Here is a 14145-nt window from a genome sequence, read left to right on the forward strand (position 1 = left end):
GCCGACTGCTATCCATGTTGGAACAACACCCAGTGAAAGAAAAACGATCTCGAAAAACGGATTTTCTCCAATACATATGCGTGTATCGAAACCAGCTAGGCTGTGCAGAAAAAAGGGTTACTCCACTTTTGATGGAGTAGCCCTTTACGCGTGCGCTATAGTGACCCATGCTGGACGCTCTTTCTCCGCCGGATGATTCCCGTTCAGCCAGATCAGATGCCACAGCAAAAAAAATAGCTGCCGAGACTTTCTCGACAGCCGGGACAGCACGGAGCCGTCAACCATTTATATAAAACGGGAGGGAAGTAGAGGAGTTTCAACAAACATTACAAACGTGATTCCAGTTGGCGAATCGAATCGTTACTGCTTGCTCGTATCAGTTGATGTAGACTGATCGGCTGATCCGCTGTTTTCCGTTCCTGTCGTTCCAGCAGCGCCTGCGTCAGACTTGCTGTCTGAGCTGTTGCTGTCAGCCGCTGGTGCGTCAGATGACGTGCTTGTGCTATCCGAGCCGCCTGTTGTCGCATCAGAGCTGTTGCTCGATGCATCAGACGTCGATTTGTCCTCCGAAACCGAGTTGTCACTCGATTGTCCATCACCTGTAGCTGGTGTCGTTTGACTGGTGCCTTCTTGTTGTGTCGCTGGTTCAGGCGTCCCTGTTGTGCTGGAGCAGGCAACCAGGCTTCCAGACAGGAGTAATGCGACAGCTGCAATGGAAATCCATTTTTTATTCATGCTCATTCTCCTTTCATCCTTGGCTTCGTGACCTTCTCGCCGTCACAAGAACATCGTAACGGGCAAAGATAACCATTCTGTAAGGAGAATAGGAAAAAACCATGATCTAATTATGAAAAAAGTATGACCATGACCGCAAGCAGCGTCATGGTCCCTGTTTGACGAGCGATACGGGCGATACCGGCATGATCGGCAACAAAATAGTAAAGGTGCTGCCTTCCCCCGGCACACTTTCCACGCGACACACGCCATCGTGCAGCTCTACCAGCTCTTTGACGATGGCAAGTCCAAGCCCTGTACCTTTATTGTTTTTGGAGCGACCGCGATCCACCTTGAAAAATCGCTCCCAAATCCGGTCGAGATCGTCCGCAGCAATCCCCATCCCCGTATCCTGCACCTGGATGCGCATCCATTGCTCCTGCAGCCCGGCGGTCATCCGGATTTCGCCAGCCGTAGTGAATTTCAGCGCATTTTTCACGAGGTTCTTCAAAATTTGCGCGACCCGATCCTTGTCCGCGTAGATGCGCGGCAGCTCCGCTTCGGCCTCGACTACCAGTTGAAGCCCTTTTTCTTCCGCCTCTTGCCGGAATGAAAAAGCTACGCGGTTCATGACCTCTGCCACATCGACCGGGAACTTGGCGAGATTGACCTCGTTGTTCTCCAGCTTCATCAAATCCATCAAGTCGTCGACCAGACGATTCACCTGCATCGTCTCCGAGTACATGACGGCGTAATACTTTTGCCGCGCTTCCTCATCTTCTACCAGTCCGTCCTGCAATGCCTCCAAAAATCCTTGCATCGCCGTCAGCGGCGTGCGCAGCTCATGCGACACATTGGCGAGAAAGTCGTTGCGCACCTGTTCCAGATGGTGCCGCTCCTGTTCGACCTTTTCCAGCTTTTCCGCCATCGTGTTGATCGTGTGAGCCAAATCGCCGATTTCATCGTGCGTATCGACCTGGACGCGCTCTGCGTAATTGCCCCTGCCGATCTCCGCAGCCGTCCGCTCAATCGTGCGCAACGGGCGGGAAATCGACCAGGACAAGTAGGAAACCATCGCCGTAGACAGCACAACGCCGAACAGCGTAGCCCATAAAATCGACTCGCGCATTTGCCCGAACGTTTTCTCGATCCCTTCGATTGGAGCATGCAGGATGATTCCCCCGTACACCTGCTCCCCCTCGCCCCACGGCACAGAGACTGAGAGCATCGGGTCCTCCAGTCCTTCGATTTTCAATTCCGTGACCGCATTTTTGCCTTTCAGCACGTTGTCTGCGATGGAGACAGCGACCGACTTTCCGGTGAAAACTTCGTCCTTCATCGAAGTCGCGACAATTTTCCCCTCTTTGTTGAACAGCCATATCCGGGTGTCAAACGATTCGTCGAGCATCGCCAGCTTGTCCAGCAACTCCTTGTTCACCCGATTGCTGTCGTGAATCGCGACGTTGACCTTTTTCGCCATCCGCAGCAATTCTTCTTCCTTGGAATTGTAAATGTACTCCCTCGCAAAAAAGGAGAGCAGGATGCCGGAAATGCCCAGTCCGACAAGCACAGTAGCCAAAAAGCTGAACAGCAGACGGCGGAAAATGCTTTTGGAAGTGCCCAGCATCAGCTCTCCACCCCAAACTTGTAGCCGATCCCCCAGACTGTGTGGATGCACTCATACGGGAGATTTTCCAGCCGTTGTCTGATCTTTTTGATATGAACGTCGATGGTGCGGACGTCTCCGAAATAATCGAAGCCCCACACTTGTTCGAGAAGTTGCTCGCGCGACCATACGCTGCCTGGCGATTTGACCAGCTGCACGAGCAAATCAAATTCCTTCGGGCGAAAGCTGACCTTTTCTCCCGCGACGATGACCTCCCGCTTGTCCAGGTCAATCGTCAACTGCTCAAAGCTGAAAATGCGCGGCGCATCCTCCTCGACCTTCGGCTTTGGCTGCAGGCGGCGCATGATCGCCCTGATTCGCGCCACCAGTTCGCGCGGACTGAACGGCTTGGTCACATAGTCGTCCGCTCCCAGCTCCAGACCGAGCACACGGTCAAATTCCTCATCTTTTGCCGTCAGCATAATAATCGGCGTATCCCATTTTTTGCGAATTTCCCGACACGCCTCAAAACCGTCCATTTGCGGCATCATGACATCCAGAATCAAAACATCGGGTTGTTCCGTCTCTACAAGGGCAAGAGCTTCCCGTCCATCCTTGGCGACGACAAGCTCGAACTGTTGTTTTTCAAAATAAAGGCGAATGATTTCGCGTACATTTGGATCGTCATCAGCTACGAGGACCTTCATTTGGGCCATGGCTAACAACCTCCTTTCCTTTGAACGGCATAGGAAAAAAGTGCCGTTGCAGACGCTACAGCTTTTTCCCATGGTAACACAGATCATCCTCGTTGTGGACGGATAGAAGTCCTAACTGTCCGGGAATAGCAGGAAGTGAACAAGCGACAAAAAACGCGCCAGACCCTTTTGCAAGGCGGCGCGTCGTCTTTTCTTCATCTGATCGATCGGCAAAGCAAAGCCTACACCTTGCCCAGTTTTTGCTCCAACACTTTTTGTCCGTCTTTGCGACCGGGACGCAAGCTGCCCCATAGATAGCCGATCAGCCCTCCGGCGATGGCAGGAAGCAGCCAGCCGATCCCTTCCTTGTGCAGCGGCAAATGCTCCAAAATCGGCGCGAGCGCCGCGATCTTGATGCCAGCCTGCGCAAATCCATCCAACAAACTGACCACCGTTGTGGCAATAATCGCCCCCTGGTAAACAGCGGCGTAGCCTTTGAATGATTTGTGGAAAAACGATACGAGCATCAAGACAATCGCCAGCGGATAAATCGCCATGAGTACCGGAACGGATATCGCGATCAGCTGCGTCAGCCCTACATTAGCAACAGCCGCGCTGAACACACTCAAAATGATTGCCATTGTCTTGTAGGAAACACCCGGGATATGCTGGGAGAAAAAGCGGCTGCATGCCGTCACCAGCCCGACAGAAGTCGTCAGGCAAGCGAGTGATACCGCGCCACCGAGCAACAGATTGCCGAGCGGACCAAACAGATGCTGGACAGCGCCCGTCAAAATTTGTCCGCCATTATCGGACTGTCCCAATGAATAGCTGGTCGCCCCCATGTATCCCAGCGCCAGGTAGACAAGCCCCAAGCCGATCGCTGCAATGACAGCCGCCTTGATCGTCGACCATGTCAGCTTTTTCGGGTCAGTGATGCCCTTTTCCCTTACCGCAGCAGTGACGACGATACCGAATACCATCGCGGCCAACGCATCCAGCGTAAGATAGCCTTCGACAAACCCTTTGAAAAAGGCGGTATGCTGGTAATCTCCCGTCGCCACTCCTACCTCGCCCATCGGTTGAAGGAGCGATTTGACAAACATGATGCCAATAATGATCAGCAAAGCAGGAGTCAGAACTTTCCCAATTCGGTCTACAAGCTTGCTCGGATTCAATGCCAGCCAAAACGTGATCGCAAAATAAACAATCGTGGTCACAAGCAGCGGAAGCGGGCTTCCTTTTGCCGATTCAGACAAAAACGGCAGAACGCCCATTTCGTAAGTAACCGTACCTGTTCGCGGGATAGCCATGAATGGCCCGATCGACAAATACACAATAAACGTAAAGACGGTTGCAAACAGAGGATGAACTCTCCCTGCCAACGCTTGCAGATTGCCGCCGCCCAATCCTACGGCGATCACCCCGAGGAGCGGCAAGCCCACTCCGGTGACAATAAAGCCGAGCATGGCAATCCATACATTTTCACCCGCTGCCTGTCCAAGCGCTGGCGGGAAAATCATGTTTCCGGCTCCAAAAAACAAAGCAAACAGCATAAGTCCTACAGTAATGGTTTCTCTCTTTGTTAAATCTCTCATGTTACTCCCCACCATATTGTTGGTTTTTATAAAATTTTTATTAGTATAACTTAATTTTTCTTCATTTATCAACTGTAATTTGTTGAAAAGTAAAGAATTTTTCGTCAAAGGTGACAACTATTCCTCCCAGGAGCTAATAATGGTATCTTCTATTCGATACTGAAACATCCTCTCCATTCCAGCATATAATTTGCTTTCGCGCAGAAATTCATCTGAAACATTTATCAGTAATTCATCTCTCGACCATTGTCGCTTTTCTAAGACAATATATCTTAGCAATCGCTTGAAATTCTCATATCCGCCATCTGCGGGATCCCAAATGCCTTTTTTAAATCTGATATTTGGATTATTTAGCTTTCTATTGTATAGGTCTATTATATTCAAATTCAACTCACCCTTTTATCACGAATAGATTTCTATCCCTATGTTTCTTGCGACATTTTGTATAATATGTCTTTTTAAAAGATTTACTATCACTTCTCATTAACTTCAGAGAGAAGGTTATTGTGATTGGCAAATAAAAGTCTGAAACCCTTAAACATCCCATTCCTATTTGTTGTTCAAGAAAACCCGTTCAGGCTTGAATGGTATAAGTGTAATTTTTGAAATATTCTATATATTAAAATTAAATCACAGTTAAAAAGGTTTGTCGAAAACTATTTCCTGTCAGTTCTTTATTTTCCTGAAATTACCTATTATAATAAATACTGTTAGAAATATACCAGCAGGGGGTTGAATGATGAAAAGGTTGTATGCTCTATTGTTTAGCATTTGTCTGTTGGTAGTTTTCAGTGTTCCTCTCGGTGCTGCCGCAGCAGTCGATGAAAAAACCCCTGTGGTCAACGAAAGAATTGTTAGCATCTTGAAAAAGAACAACATTGATTTCACTGTGGAAAAAGGCAATGTGAAGTTAGTGAACACAGCGCCTGAAGCTATTTCTAAAGTTAACCAGCTACTTGTTTCAGAGTTTAATTCAAGCCTTATGAAAGCCGCTGCTTCGTATCCTACTGCATATGTACACATGAAAACAAATGACATTAATACTTCGAAGAAATTCAGAGCGGCAGTAAAAACAGCGTTGGGAGCAGCCGTGGTCGAATGGGCAAAAAATGGGGGATTACCAGATCCACGTAGAGTTGGTGTAGCTGCAGTTGGTGGATTCGGTGTCTACTATTTCGTAGCCACTGACACAGAAAACTTGTATTTTTCTATTAAATACTATTACAGAGAATTATCAGCAGGTAAATTCGATATGAATGGAAACTTCATTGGAGACTATGAAATCAAAAAAGAAATAAGGGTTACCAAAAACTCAAATTATAGTGGTGGCAATCTTGAAGTAGATGTGAGAAAATCTACCATTATAGACCCTTGGTTCTGAGATGAGGTGAGATAATTAAAACCTTTGGATACTTTATTACCTTCATACTCAACTTGATATTAGCTTACTTTATATACGATCAATCCAGCTATGTTAAACCTCTAATGCAGTCAATTTTTATAGTAGTTTTGATTGTATTAATGGATTTTTTCACGAGAACCTCCAAGAAAAGAAATAACGCACAAAGTAAAGATAGCCATAAGAAATAAATAAGTAGCCTTAGTCCTGTTAACAAGACTAAGGCTACTTATTTTAATATGCTTTCACTCTTCCTACTACCTGGAGTCCGTTACTTTCTATGTCGTATATCGAGAGTAAAGCCAATCCCATTCTTCCATGCATTGCGCATCACTCATAGACTTAAAATATCCACTACCTGTCAACAGCCTCTTTGCGCTTGACGGCGCCTACCGCTTCCCAAATGTATAGAGAATATATGCTTCGCCACGGTTCCCAGCGTTCTCCCATGCGGCGAATTTCTTTCTCATCCGGCTTTGTATCTAGTTTATATACAAGCGAAATCCCATTGCGCAGTCCGATATCGGCGGCGGGCAGCAAATTGGGACGGCCCATTCCGAACATCAAGAGACACTCCACTGTCCAGCGGCCAATTCCGCGCAAGGCAGTCAGATGAGCCACAACTTCCTCGTCTTCCATCGCCCACAGCCGCTCCAGCTCCACGGTTCCATCGACAATCGCACGCGCGTAGTCGATGATATACTCCGCTTTGCGCTGGCTGAACTGCAAGGGACGCAAATCTTCCACAGCGAGCCTGGCGACTGCTTCCGCGGTAGGAAAAGCGAGAAACTTCACCCCGCGCTCGTCCACGACCTCATCGCCTGCCAATGCCAGCAACCGTTGCGTCAAATTCGCCGCGAAGGTCAGATTGATTTGTTGACCGATAATCGTTTTGACCATCGACTGGAACAGATCGGAGTCGTGCATCAAGCGCAGGCCGCGAAACCGTTTGACCAAAACAGCCAGTTCAGCTTCTTCCTGCATTTGTTCATAAATCGGCAAAAGGTCGAGGTCAGCGCAAAAAACGTGACGGATCGTGCGCACCAGCTCGTCTCGTTCCTCTGCTGACAAAGCCGAAGTCGTCCCGACCTGCAAGACCGGCTGATCGATACTTCCCACAAATTGCAAGCTGGTCAAAACCGGGCGTGACCCGACCCGAAAAACGCGCCTGAGCAGATTGTTTTCTGCTTGTACTTCCAGTTGGGGATCAGGATGAGTTTGCAGCCGTTGAAAAAGTCGTTCGAAGGAGTACGGAGGCATAAGCGGGATCTGGAATGCGTGCACGAAAATAACCCCTTTCACTCAAAGGCAGATTCTTGGCTCCATCCTAACACAAAACACCCCTGAAAAGCTCCAGGGGTGTGGTTCACGCGTTGTATGCGGTTTACTTCGAGAACATTCCTTTGAGCACGAACTTCACGTTTGCCGGGCTTTCTGCCAGACGACGCATGAAGTAGCCGTACCAGTCATTTCCGTATGGCACGTATACGCGCATTTTGTAGCCTTCGCGAGCCAGATCGATCTGGGATTGCGTGCGGATACCGTACAGCATTTGGAACTCAAACTGTGTACGCGGAATGTTGTATTCTTTTTCCAGTTGTTTGACATAAGCGATAATGTTGTCGTCATGTGTGGCTACGGCAGCATATCCGCCATTCAGCAGGTGTTGCTTGATGATTTTTTTGTAGTTCTCATCTACATCCGGCTTGTTCGGGTAAGCGACTTCCGCGGACTCTTTGTAAGCGCCTTTTACCAGACGGAAGTTCACCTTTTTGTCTTTCAGGCTGTCGATATCATCGGAAGCCTTGTACAGGTAAGCTTGAATAACCGTTCCGACATTGTCGTATTCTTCCAGCAGCTCATTCAGGATTTCCATCGTCACATGGTTGTGTGCGTAATCTTCCATGTCGATCCGCACGAACAAGTTGCCGTTTTTCTTCGCTGCATCGAGGATGCGTCTCATGTTTGTCATGCACAGCTCGCGGCTGATATCCAGACCGAGCGAAGTCATTTTCAGCGACAGGTTGCAATCGACACCGGATTGGTGAATCGCTTCCAATGTTTTGATGCAGTAGTCAGCTGACTCGTTTGCTTCTTCCAGGCTGAAAACAAATTCACCCAAGTGGTCGAGTGTGCAAACAAGACCTTGCTGGTTCAACTTGCGTACAGCAGCGATTGCTTCTGCAATCGTGACACCGGATACAAAACGGCTGGCCCCGAAGCGCAGACCCCATTTTTTCGCAGCCGCATTCATCGCTTTATTTTTGGATAAGAATAAGAAAAAATCCTTCATAGCTTGTTCCATCGTTGACTGTCTCCTCCTCAACGTACTCTGCATCATTTGTACTAGCATAAACCGTGCCAACACAGCCTGGTTCCGTGATATCTTGACTTTGCCAATCATGATGGAGCACGACTGCTGTACATACACTTCAACACATATGTACATTTCGTGTCTATTCTTGTACACTTCTGATTAGTTACAATTACTGACGGGTAAGGGCTAAGCAGATGACCAGTCCCTTTTACCTGTTAGTGTGGATAGGAAGTGACGATTTGAAACCTCTATTCTCACTGGATAGTGTTGTCTCGGACTTGGCAATTCCAGTCAATCCTCTTGATATTAAAATACGCGAAGGCGAAAAGGAGGGTGTATGGCGCGACGGCGAGCGTGATGTAGCGGTGATTTGTGTTCCCGCGACCGCGACGCTTGCCCAGTGTCTGGAACATATCCGCCTGGCACTCGCCACTACTCCCACGCCCACATTGGTCACGGTCGATAGGGAACGACGGGCAACAGGCATTGTTTTGCCGAATCAATTGCTGGCCGCCTTTGTCAATTTGACGCAAAACCAGTCTGTCCTGCTCAGCACCTTGATGGACACGATGAGCGAAGCCATTACGATCGTCGACTCCAACAATATCGTCCAGTATTGGAACCGGGCCGCTGAAACCATTTACGAGATCGACCGGGATCAAGTGCTTGGCACCTCGCTTGACGAGCACTTTGCCAGCGAGTCCATCCGCCTTTTGGACGCCTTGCGCCAGGGCACGTCTGTTCAACGGGTGTACCATATTCCTCGCCCGGACAGCCACGTCCTGATCAATGCCGCACCGATTCGCCAGGATGGGCAGATCATCGGGGCGATCTCAATTGAACAGGATATTACCGAGCTTGTCCGGCTGAATGAGGAGCTGGCGCACACGACCGCCCACCTGCACAACTTGCAGCAGGAAATGAGCCGATTTCAGGCGGCGGATGATCCTTTTTACGTGATTAAAGGGCATTCCGCTTCCATTCAGGCCGCCATCAGCTCTGCGAAAAAGGTCGCCCAAACCGACGCCACCGTGCTGATTTACGGCGAAAGCGGCGTGGGCAAAGAGCTGTTTGCCAAAGCGATTCACCAAGCCAGCAGACGGCGGGAGAAGCCTTTTGTCGCCATCAACTGCGGAGCGATTCCGGCAGCGCTGTTTGAAAGCGAGCTGTTCGGCTACCAGGGGGGCGCTTTTACCGGAGCGGAGAAAAAAGGCAAGCCAGGCAAGCTGGAGCTGGCCCATGGCGGCACGCTTTTCCTCGACGAAATCGGGGAGCTTCCGCTGGAGCTGCAAGTCAAGCTGCTCCGCGCCCTGCAAGAGCGGCAATTTTACCGCGTAGGGGGAACCGAGCCGATCACCGTCAACACCCGCATCGTAGCAGCAACCAACCGCCAACTGGAACAGATGGTGTCAGACGGCCGTTTTCGCGAAGACTTGTATTATCGGCTCAACGTCTTTTCGCTGGAAATTCCCCCGCTGCGCGCCAGACGCGAAGATTTGCCGGAGCTTGTCCAAATCTTCATCCACGAGTATTCTGTCGTGCATGAGCAAGCCGTGCCGCGCATCGCGTCAGAGGTGATGCAGGCTTTGTTCGACTATAGCTGGCCAGGCAATATTCGGCAGTTGCGGAATGTCATTGAACGTCTGTCGATCCTGCAAGAAAACGGCGTCATCTCCCCGGAGCATTTGCCAAGCGCGATTCGCTCCCAGCATGAAGAGATTCCTCCCGCTGCTTTTGCGTCCATAAACAGTACGTACAGCGCCCCGGCAGCAACGCGTCCTGTGCACGTCCCGGCAAATCCGTTGGCGATGCATCATCCCCCCGGACAGACGGAAAAAGAGCGCGTGATCGCGGCTCTGGAACGCACGTACGGAAACAAAAAGGCGGCAGCCGAGCTGCTCGGCATCTCACGGGGCACCCTTTACAATAAGATGAAGAAATACGGTCTTGATGAGGAGTCGTTCAGATGGAATTGATCTCATGGCAGGATGACCAGCTTGCAGTTCGTTACGGCGGGGAAAGCGTTGTTCTTTTGCCAAAAGAATACACCTTGCTGAAATACATGTACAGCTGGAAAAACCGGACCTTCAGCCGGGAAAATTTGCTCGACGCCGTATGGCCGCTGGAAAATCCGACAGACCGGACGATTGACGACCACATTTATCGGCTGCGCAAAAAGCTGCAAAAATGGTCCCATCTATTCACCATCGACACAGTGCGAGGGGTAGGCTACCGCCTGACATGGAAGCAGCATCAGCCGCCGCCCCAGCTCCATGCTTTGAACGAAAATTTTTCCGATCACATCCGGCAAATGCTGTCCACCTACCATGGAATGGGGATGGGCGCAGCCCTACAGACTCTCGCAGCCAATCAAGAAATTCTCGGATTTCAGCTGGACCCTTTTTACGCCATGTACATCCGCTTTGTCGTCGGGGATTTTGCCTGGTTTATCGAGGACACGGATTCACCGATGAGCGAAAAGCTGTTTTATTTGTTTCACCTCTACCACATGACGGAAATGGATGGGCGCAAAACGATCCATGTGTTTCAGGAGGTAGGGAAAAGACAAGCGGAGATGCCGGAAATATTTCGCGACGAAATACAAATCAACGCCGTCGCCCTCTACATCCGGGCGGGTGAAGAACAGCTTGCCAGAGAGCAGGCGGTCCGCGCGCGAAAAATCGTGGAACAAATGGATTCGGAAAGCTTCACGCTTTTTTTGTTGGCTGAGGAAGCGTGGATGGAGCTTTTGTCCGATTCAGTTGAGATAGCCGAGAGCAAGCTGGCGAGAGCTTCTGTCATTTTGCAAAAGGTTCCGATGCAACGGGAACTGGGCAGCTTCAAAGTGCTGCAAGGCTTCTGCCAATATCACCGTCAAGAGACAGCTCAAGCGAGGCGGCTGGTCGATGAAGGTGTCGAAGTCATCCGGTCCACCCAATTTGTCCCGCACCTGATTTACGCCGTACACAACATTCTGCTGTTTTTCCGCCGCTTCCCCTGCGATGCCAAATGGGAGAGCCGCTATCAGAAAATGTGGGACGATTTATCCTCGCAATACCAATTCGAGCAGTTGAAAAAGTCGATCATCCACAAACTGTCCGTCCGCTTTTGATAATCCTCTGACAAATCCCTTTTATCATCAAATCAGCACGATGCGATGGAGGGATTTTTTTGTTACAGAAAAACAAGGCGTTTCGGACACTGCTTACTGCGTACGGTCTTTCCACGCTGGGAGACTGGTTCGATTTTATTGCTGTCGCCATTTTTTTGGGCTACGTCTGGGAGGCCGATCCGATGACGATGGCTCTCTTGCCGATTGCGTATGCTGCTCCCGGTATTGTGCTCGGACAATTTGCTGGAGTGCTGGCTGATCGGGTGCACAAAGTCCGGATGATCATGACGGCCAACATGGTTCAGGCCAGCCTCACCTTGCTTTTGCTCGCCATGCCTGACCCGCTGTCGTTTCTGCTCGTCATCGCCCTGCGCTCCTGCGCTTCCGTCTTCAACGATCCTGCCCACCAGACATTGACGCGGCAAATTGTTTCTCCTGAACATCTGCTGCGGGCAGCTTCCTTGAACGGAGGCATTTATCAAACCGCCAAGCTGATCGGGCCGTTGATCGGCGGGACGATCGCCGCGATCCTGACACCCGCGATTTGTCTCATGATCAACGCCGCGAGCTATGTCGTCTCTACTTTGCTCATGCTGACGATTCGCAATGTGGAGAGACGCCTTCCCAAATCCGCCTCGGACTCGGGAGAAAAAGCCGTTTCGCTTCGCGTCGCCTGGCAGGAAGGCTGGGCTGTCTTTTTGCAAAATCGGGTCTTGCTCGTAAGCGCGCTTTTTTCGCTGCTCGCCATGATGGCGATTCAATTGGCAGACGCGCAGCTTCCTGTCATCTTCCGCGAAAAGGTGCCGAATCGTCCGGAGATCGTCGGCTACTCGGTCAGTGTCATCGGACTCGGTGCGCTTTTGACGATCACATGGCTGCATCGGCTGGGCCAGATTCGCTCGTACGGCTGGGTGCTTGGCGGCGGCGTTCTGCTGATTGGCATCTGCTTTTCCTGGATCGGCCTCTTCCAGCCAGGGTCGGCCATCTACTGGCTGCTGCTGGCTTCGTTGCTCGCCGGCATCGGGACAGGGTTGACTTCCGTAGGGCTGAACTACCTCATTCAAAAAGAAACGCCCATACACGCACTCGGACGCGTACGGGGCATTATTGATTCGCTTTCCAGCGTGACATTTATCGTCGCACCGCTCATGGGCGGCGGTTTGATGACCTGGCTCGGTCCGGCGAAAAGCTTTTTATGGATAGGCTTGCTCGTCGCAGCTGTCGGGGGAATTGCCATTGTGCTGCAACGCTGGATTTGGGGAAATCGGGCAGCAAATTCTTCTCCTGCCTCTTCTCGACAAGCGGGATAACTTCGTTTAGGCCCTGACCGTCGTCAGCAAAATAATCATCGCAAACCCGTTCGTATCTTGCCGTTGATCCTTTGCCAGCAACAACAGGTTCAAAGAGGTCGGCATCCCGAACATCAGGATCATCACCGCTCTCTCTACTGGATTCTCGCTCATCCACATGGCGAGCGGCCAGGCGATCAGGACAGGCAAGACCAGCCAAACCGAAGTAACCGACATTCGCCAAAGTAGCAGCGAGCACATTCCATTTTAGCATGTCATCCCGCCAGCCCAGTCGTCCGGCCACCAGCCTCAACAGCCCGTATACGAGCAGCGTCGTCATGAAAAAATGCAGAACAATGACAGCCAGCGATTGCACTGACACTTCCGAGTGAACAAATGACTGAAAGATCAGGATCGGAATGAGGTAGTAACGAATGGGAAGCCGTTGTCAATTGCAAAAAAAAAATTGGTCCCGCTGACCAATTCACGAAATGAGTTATTCGATTTTCACTTTTCGGCGCTCCTCAATCTGCCTGTGCAAAATGTATTTGCGCAAATTGTGGAAATGTCGCGCGTTGATCCCTTTGATCGTGCAGCCGTAAAAATAATGCGGCGCTTCAATCCGCTCATGAATAATTTGCAACTCGGAGATTACGACCCCATCCGGTCTGTTGCGCCCGTACAACTCAAAGGAAAAGACAAGCGCCTGCTCGACGGGAACAGGTTTGTCCGCCCGAAATGCCAGTCCGCCCAGGCTCAGGTTCACCAAATACACCATTTGGCTGTATACGGAAAAAAACGAATCCGGCTCTTGGGTCGGATATTGAATCCAGCCCTTCACTTCCATATCGAAGCGGGGATAGCGCCTGCGTTGCTCGCGAAACTCGCTGGCCGTTGGCGAATGGAACAAAAACAGCCGATTTTTGTCCCGCGCCACGACGACTGCTTCAAAGTTGCTGATGGTTTCATAATCAGCGGTCAACAGACATGGAATCTGATCACCGACCGTCACATCCAAGTGTTGGGGGAAGACCGCTTCGATTAAATCTCCTTCTTCGTATGTCACGTGGCCTTCCACCAATTGATTCCCTTTTCTAATTTGTATAATGCTTTCCATCTACGTTCTCCACCACTTCGTACAAAAATTTACTAGGTTTTCCGGAATCTTTCCCTGGATGCTTTTCGCGGAAAATAAGGTATAATGGGAACATTGACAGATAGGAGGTTACAAACCGATGAATCGTTATCAAATGGTAACACTGACTTTGGCATTTTGCGTAACCGCCTGTCTCATCGGAGTTGGCATTTCCATCGGGGAAAAAAGCCCCCTCGGTATCCTTGGTTGTATCGTTGTTGCCTTCTCATTGATGGGATTTGGCTTTTCGTACAAGCGCAAGCATATGCGCTAACCTCTT

The 14145-nt window shown here is 50.3% G+C and carries 14 protein-coding genes; 5 read left to right on the top strand and 9 right to left on the bottom strand.

The features are described from left to right. Positions 1 to 360: 360 nt before the first annotated feature. From DEP07_RS20020 to DEP07_RS27765, 5 genes are all read right to left on the bottom strand, one after another. On the bottom strand, positions 361 to 735 hold the full coding sequence (locus tag DEP07_RS20020) for a hypothetical protein (RefSeq protein WP_122966218.1): 375 nt from the start codon (positions 733 to 735) through the stop codon (positions 361 to 363). Positions 736 to 880: 145 nt separating this feature from the next. Beyond that, complete coding sequence (locus DEP07_RS20025) at positions 881 to 2341, bottom strand: sensor histidine kinase (protein ID WP_173597112.1); 1461 nt, start codon at positions 2339 to 2341, stop codon at positions 881 to 883. After that, positions 2341 to 3036: a response regulator transcription factor gene (locus tag DEP07_RS20030; RefSeq protein ID WP_063230467.1), complete on the bottom strand. Its 696-nt coding sequence runs from the start codon at positions 3034 to 3036 to the stop codon at positions 2341 to 2343. Before DEP07_RS20030 ends, DEP07_RS20025 begins: the two co-directional genes overlap by 1 nt. 221 nt (positions 3037 to 3257) lie before the next feature. Beyond that, positions 3258 to 4613, bottom strand: coding sequence for a branched-chain amino acid transport system II carrier protein (brnQ, locus tag DEP07_RS20035; RefSeq protein WP_217022469.1), 1356 nt, complete (start codon positions 4611 to 4613; stop codon positions 3258 to 3260). Between the two features lie 117 nt (positions 4614 to 4730). Further along, positions 4731 to 5003, bottom strand: a complete 273-nt coding sequence (locus tag DEP07_RS27765) for a DUF4046 domain-containing protein (RefSeq protein WP_353772891.1) — start codon at positions 5001 to 5003, stop codon at positions 4731 to 4733. Between the two features lie 349 nt (positions 5004 to 5352). Here DEP07_RS27765 and DEP07_RS20040 point away from each other — a divergent pair, with 349 nt between their 5' ends. After that, positions 5353 to 5994, top strand: coding sequence for a hypothetical protein (locus tag DEP07_RS20040; protein WP_287102930.1), 642 nt, complete (start codon positions 5353 to 5355; stop codon positions 5992 to 5994). A 372-nt stretch (positions 5995 to 6366) separates the two neighbouring features. Here DEP07_RS20040 and DEP07_RS20045 read toward each other — a convergent pair whose 3' ends face one another. Beyond that, positions 6367 to 7296 (bottom strand): DNA-3-methyladenine glycosylase family protein, encoded by a 930-nt coding sequence (locus DEP07_RS20045; protein WP_287102931.1) that lies wholly within the window; start codon positions 7294 to 7296, stop codon positions 6367 to 6369. Between the two features lie 100 nt (positions 7297 to 7396). Continuing rightward, a complete protein-coding gene (locus DEP07_RS20050; RefSeq protein WP_063230470.1) occupies positions 7397 to 8317 on the bottom strand; it encodes a proline dehydrogenase family protein in 921 nt (306 codons plus the stop codon). A gap of 251 nt (positions 8318 to 8568) precedes the next feature. On the opposite strand from DEP07_RS20050, the gene DEP07_RS20055 reads away from it, so the two are divergent. From DEP07_RS20055 to DEP07_RS20065, 3 genes are read left to right on the top strand one after another with little or no spacing between them, the layout of a single operon-like run. After that, positions 8569 to 10305 (top strand): sigma-54 interaction domain-containing protein, encoded by a 1737-nt coding sequence (locus DEP07_RS20055; protein ID WP_173598658.1) that lies wholly within the window; start codon positions 8569 to 8571, stop codon positions 10303 to 10305. Beyond that, positions 10296 to 11441, top strand: a complete 1146-nt coding sequence (locus DEP07_RS20060) for a winged helix-turn-helix domain-containing protein (protein WP_287102932.1) — start codon at positions 10296 to 10298, stop codon at positions 11439 to 11441. Before DEP07_RS20055 ends, DEP07_RS20060 begins: the two co-directional genes overlap by 10 nt. A 59-nt stretch (positions 11442 to 11500) precedes the next feature. Further along, positions 11501 to 12751, top strand: a complete 1251-nt coding sequence (locus DEP07_RS20065; protein WP_173597116.1) for an MFS transporter — start codon at positions 11501 to 11503, stop codon at positions 12749 to 12751. A gap of 6 nt (positions 12752 to 12757) precedes the next feature. Here DEP07_RS20065 and DEP07_RS20070 read toward each other — a convergent pair whose 3' ends face one another. Next, complete coding sequence (locus DEP07_RS20070; RefSeq protein ID WP_122966225.1) at positions 12758 to 12967, bottom strand: hypothetical protein; 210 nt, start codon at positions 12965 to 12967, stop codon at positions 12758 to 12760. 259 nt (positions 12968 to 13226) lie between these two features. Beyond that, complete coding sequence (locus DEP07_RS20075; RefSeq protein ID WP_063230480.1) at positions 13227 to 13847, bottom strand: PilZ domain-containing protein; 621 nt, start codon at positions 13845 to 13847, stop codon at positions 13227 to 13229. A gap of 118 nt (positions 13848 to 13965) precedes the next feature. Here DEP07_RS20075 and DEP07_RS20080 point away from each other — a divergent pair, with 118 nt between their 5' ends. Further along, entirely contained in the window at positions 13966 to 14139 is a 174-nt protein-coding gene (locus DEP07_RS20080) for a DUF5325 family protein (protein WP_217022472.1), read from the top strand. The last annotated feature ends 6 nt before the right edge of the window (positions 14140 to 14145 follow it).

Source organism: Brevibacillus sp. (assembly GCF_003521185.1).
Lineage (GTDB): Bacteria > Bacillota > Bacilli > Brevibacillales > Brevibacillaceae > Brevibacillus > Brevibacillus parabrevis.

Bases quoted from the DNA above. Each gene is read 5' to 3' on its own strand.
- DEP07_RS20020 (WP_122966218.1), bottom strand. From the start codon at position 735: ATGAATAAAAAATGGATTTCCATTGCAGCTGTCGCATTACTCCTGTCT.
- DEP07_RS20025 (WP_173597112.1), bottom strand. From the start codon at position 2,341: ATGCTGGGCACTTCCAAAAGCATTTTCCGCCGTCTGCTGTTCAGCTTT.
- DEP07_RS20030 (WP_063230467.1), bottom strand. From the start codon at position 3,036: ATGGCCCAAATGAAGGTCCTCGTAGCTGATGACGATCCAAATGTACGC.
- brnQ (WP_217022469.1), bottom strand. From the start codon at position 4,613: ATGAGAGATTTAACAAAGAGAGAAACCATTACTGTAGGACTTATGCTG.
- DEP07_RS20040 (WP_287102930.1), top strand. From the start codon at position 5,353: ATGAAAAGGTTGTATGCTCTATTGTTTAGCATTTGTCTGTTGGTAGTT.
- DEP07_RS20050 (WP_063230470.1), bottom strand. From the start codon at position 8,317: ATGGAACAAGCTATGAAGGATTTTTTCTTATTCTTATCCAAAAATAAA.
- DEP07_RS20060 (WP_287102932.1), top strand. From the start codon at position 10,296: ATGGAATTGATCTCATGGCAGGATGACCAGCTTGCAGTTCGTTACGGC.
- DEP07_RS20070 (WP_122966225.1), bottom strand. From the start codon at position 12,967: ATGTCGGTTACTTCGGTTTGGCTGGTCTTGCCTGTCCTGATCGCCTGG.
- DEP07_RS20075 (WP_063230480.1), bottom strand. From the start codon at position 13,847: ATGGAAAGCATTATACAAATTAGAAAAGGGAATCAATTGGTGGAAGGC.
- DEP07_RS20080 (WP_217022472.1), top strand. From the start codon at position 13,966: ATGAATCGTTATCAAATGGTAACACTGACTTTGGCATTTTGCGTAACC.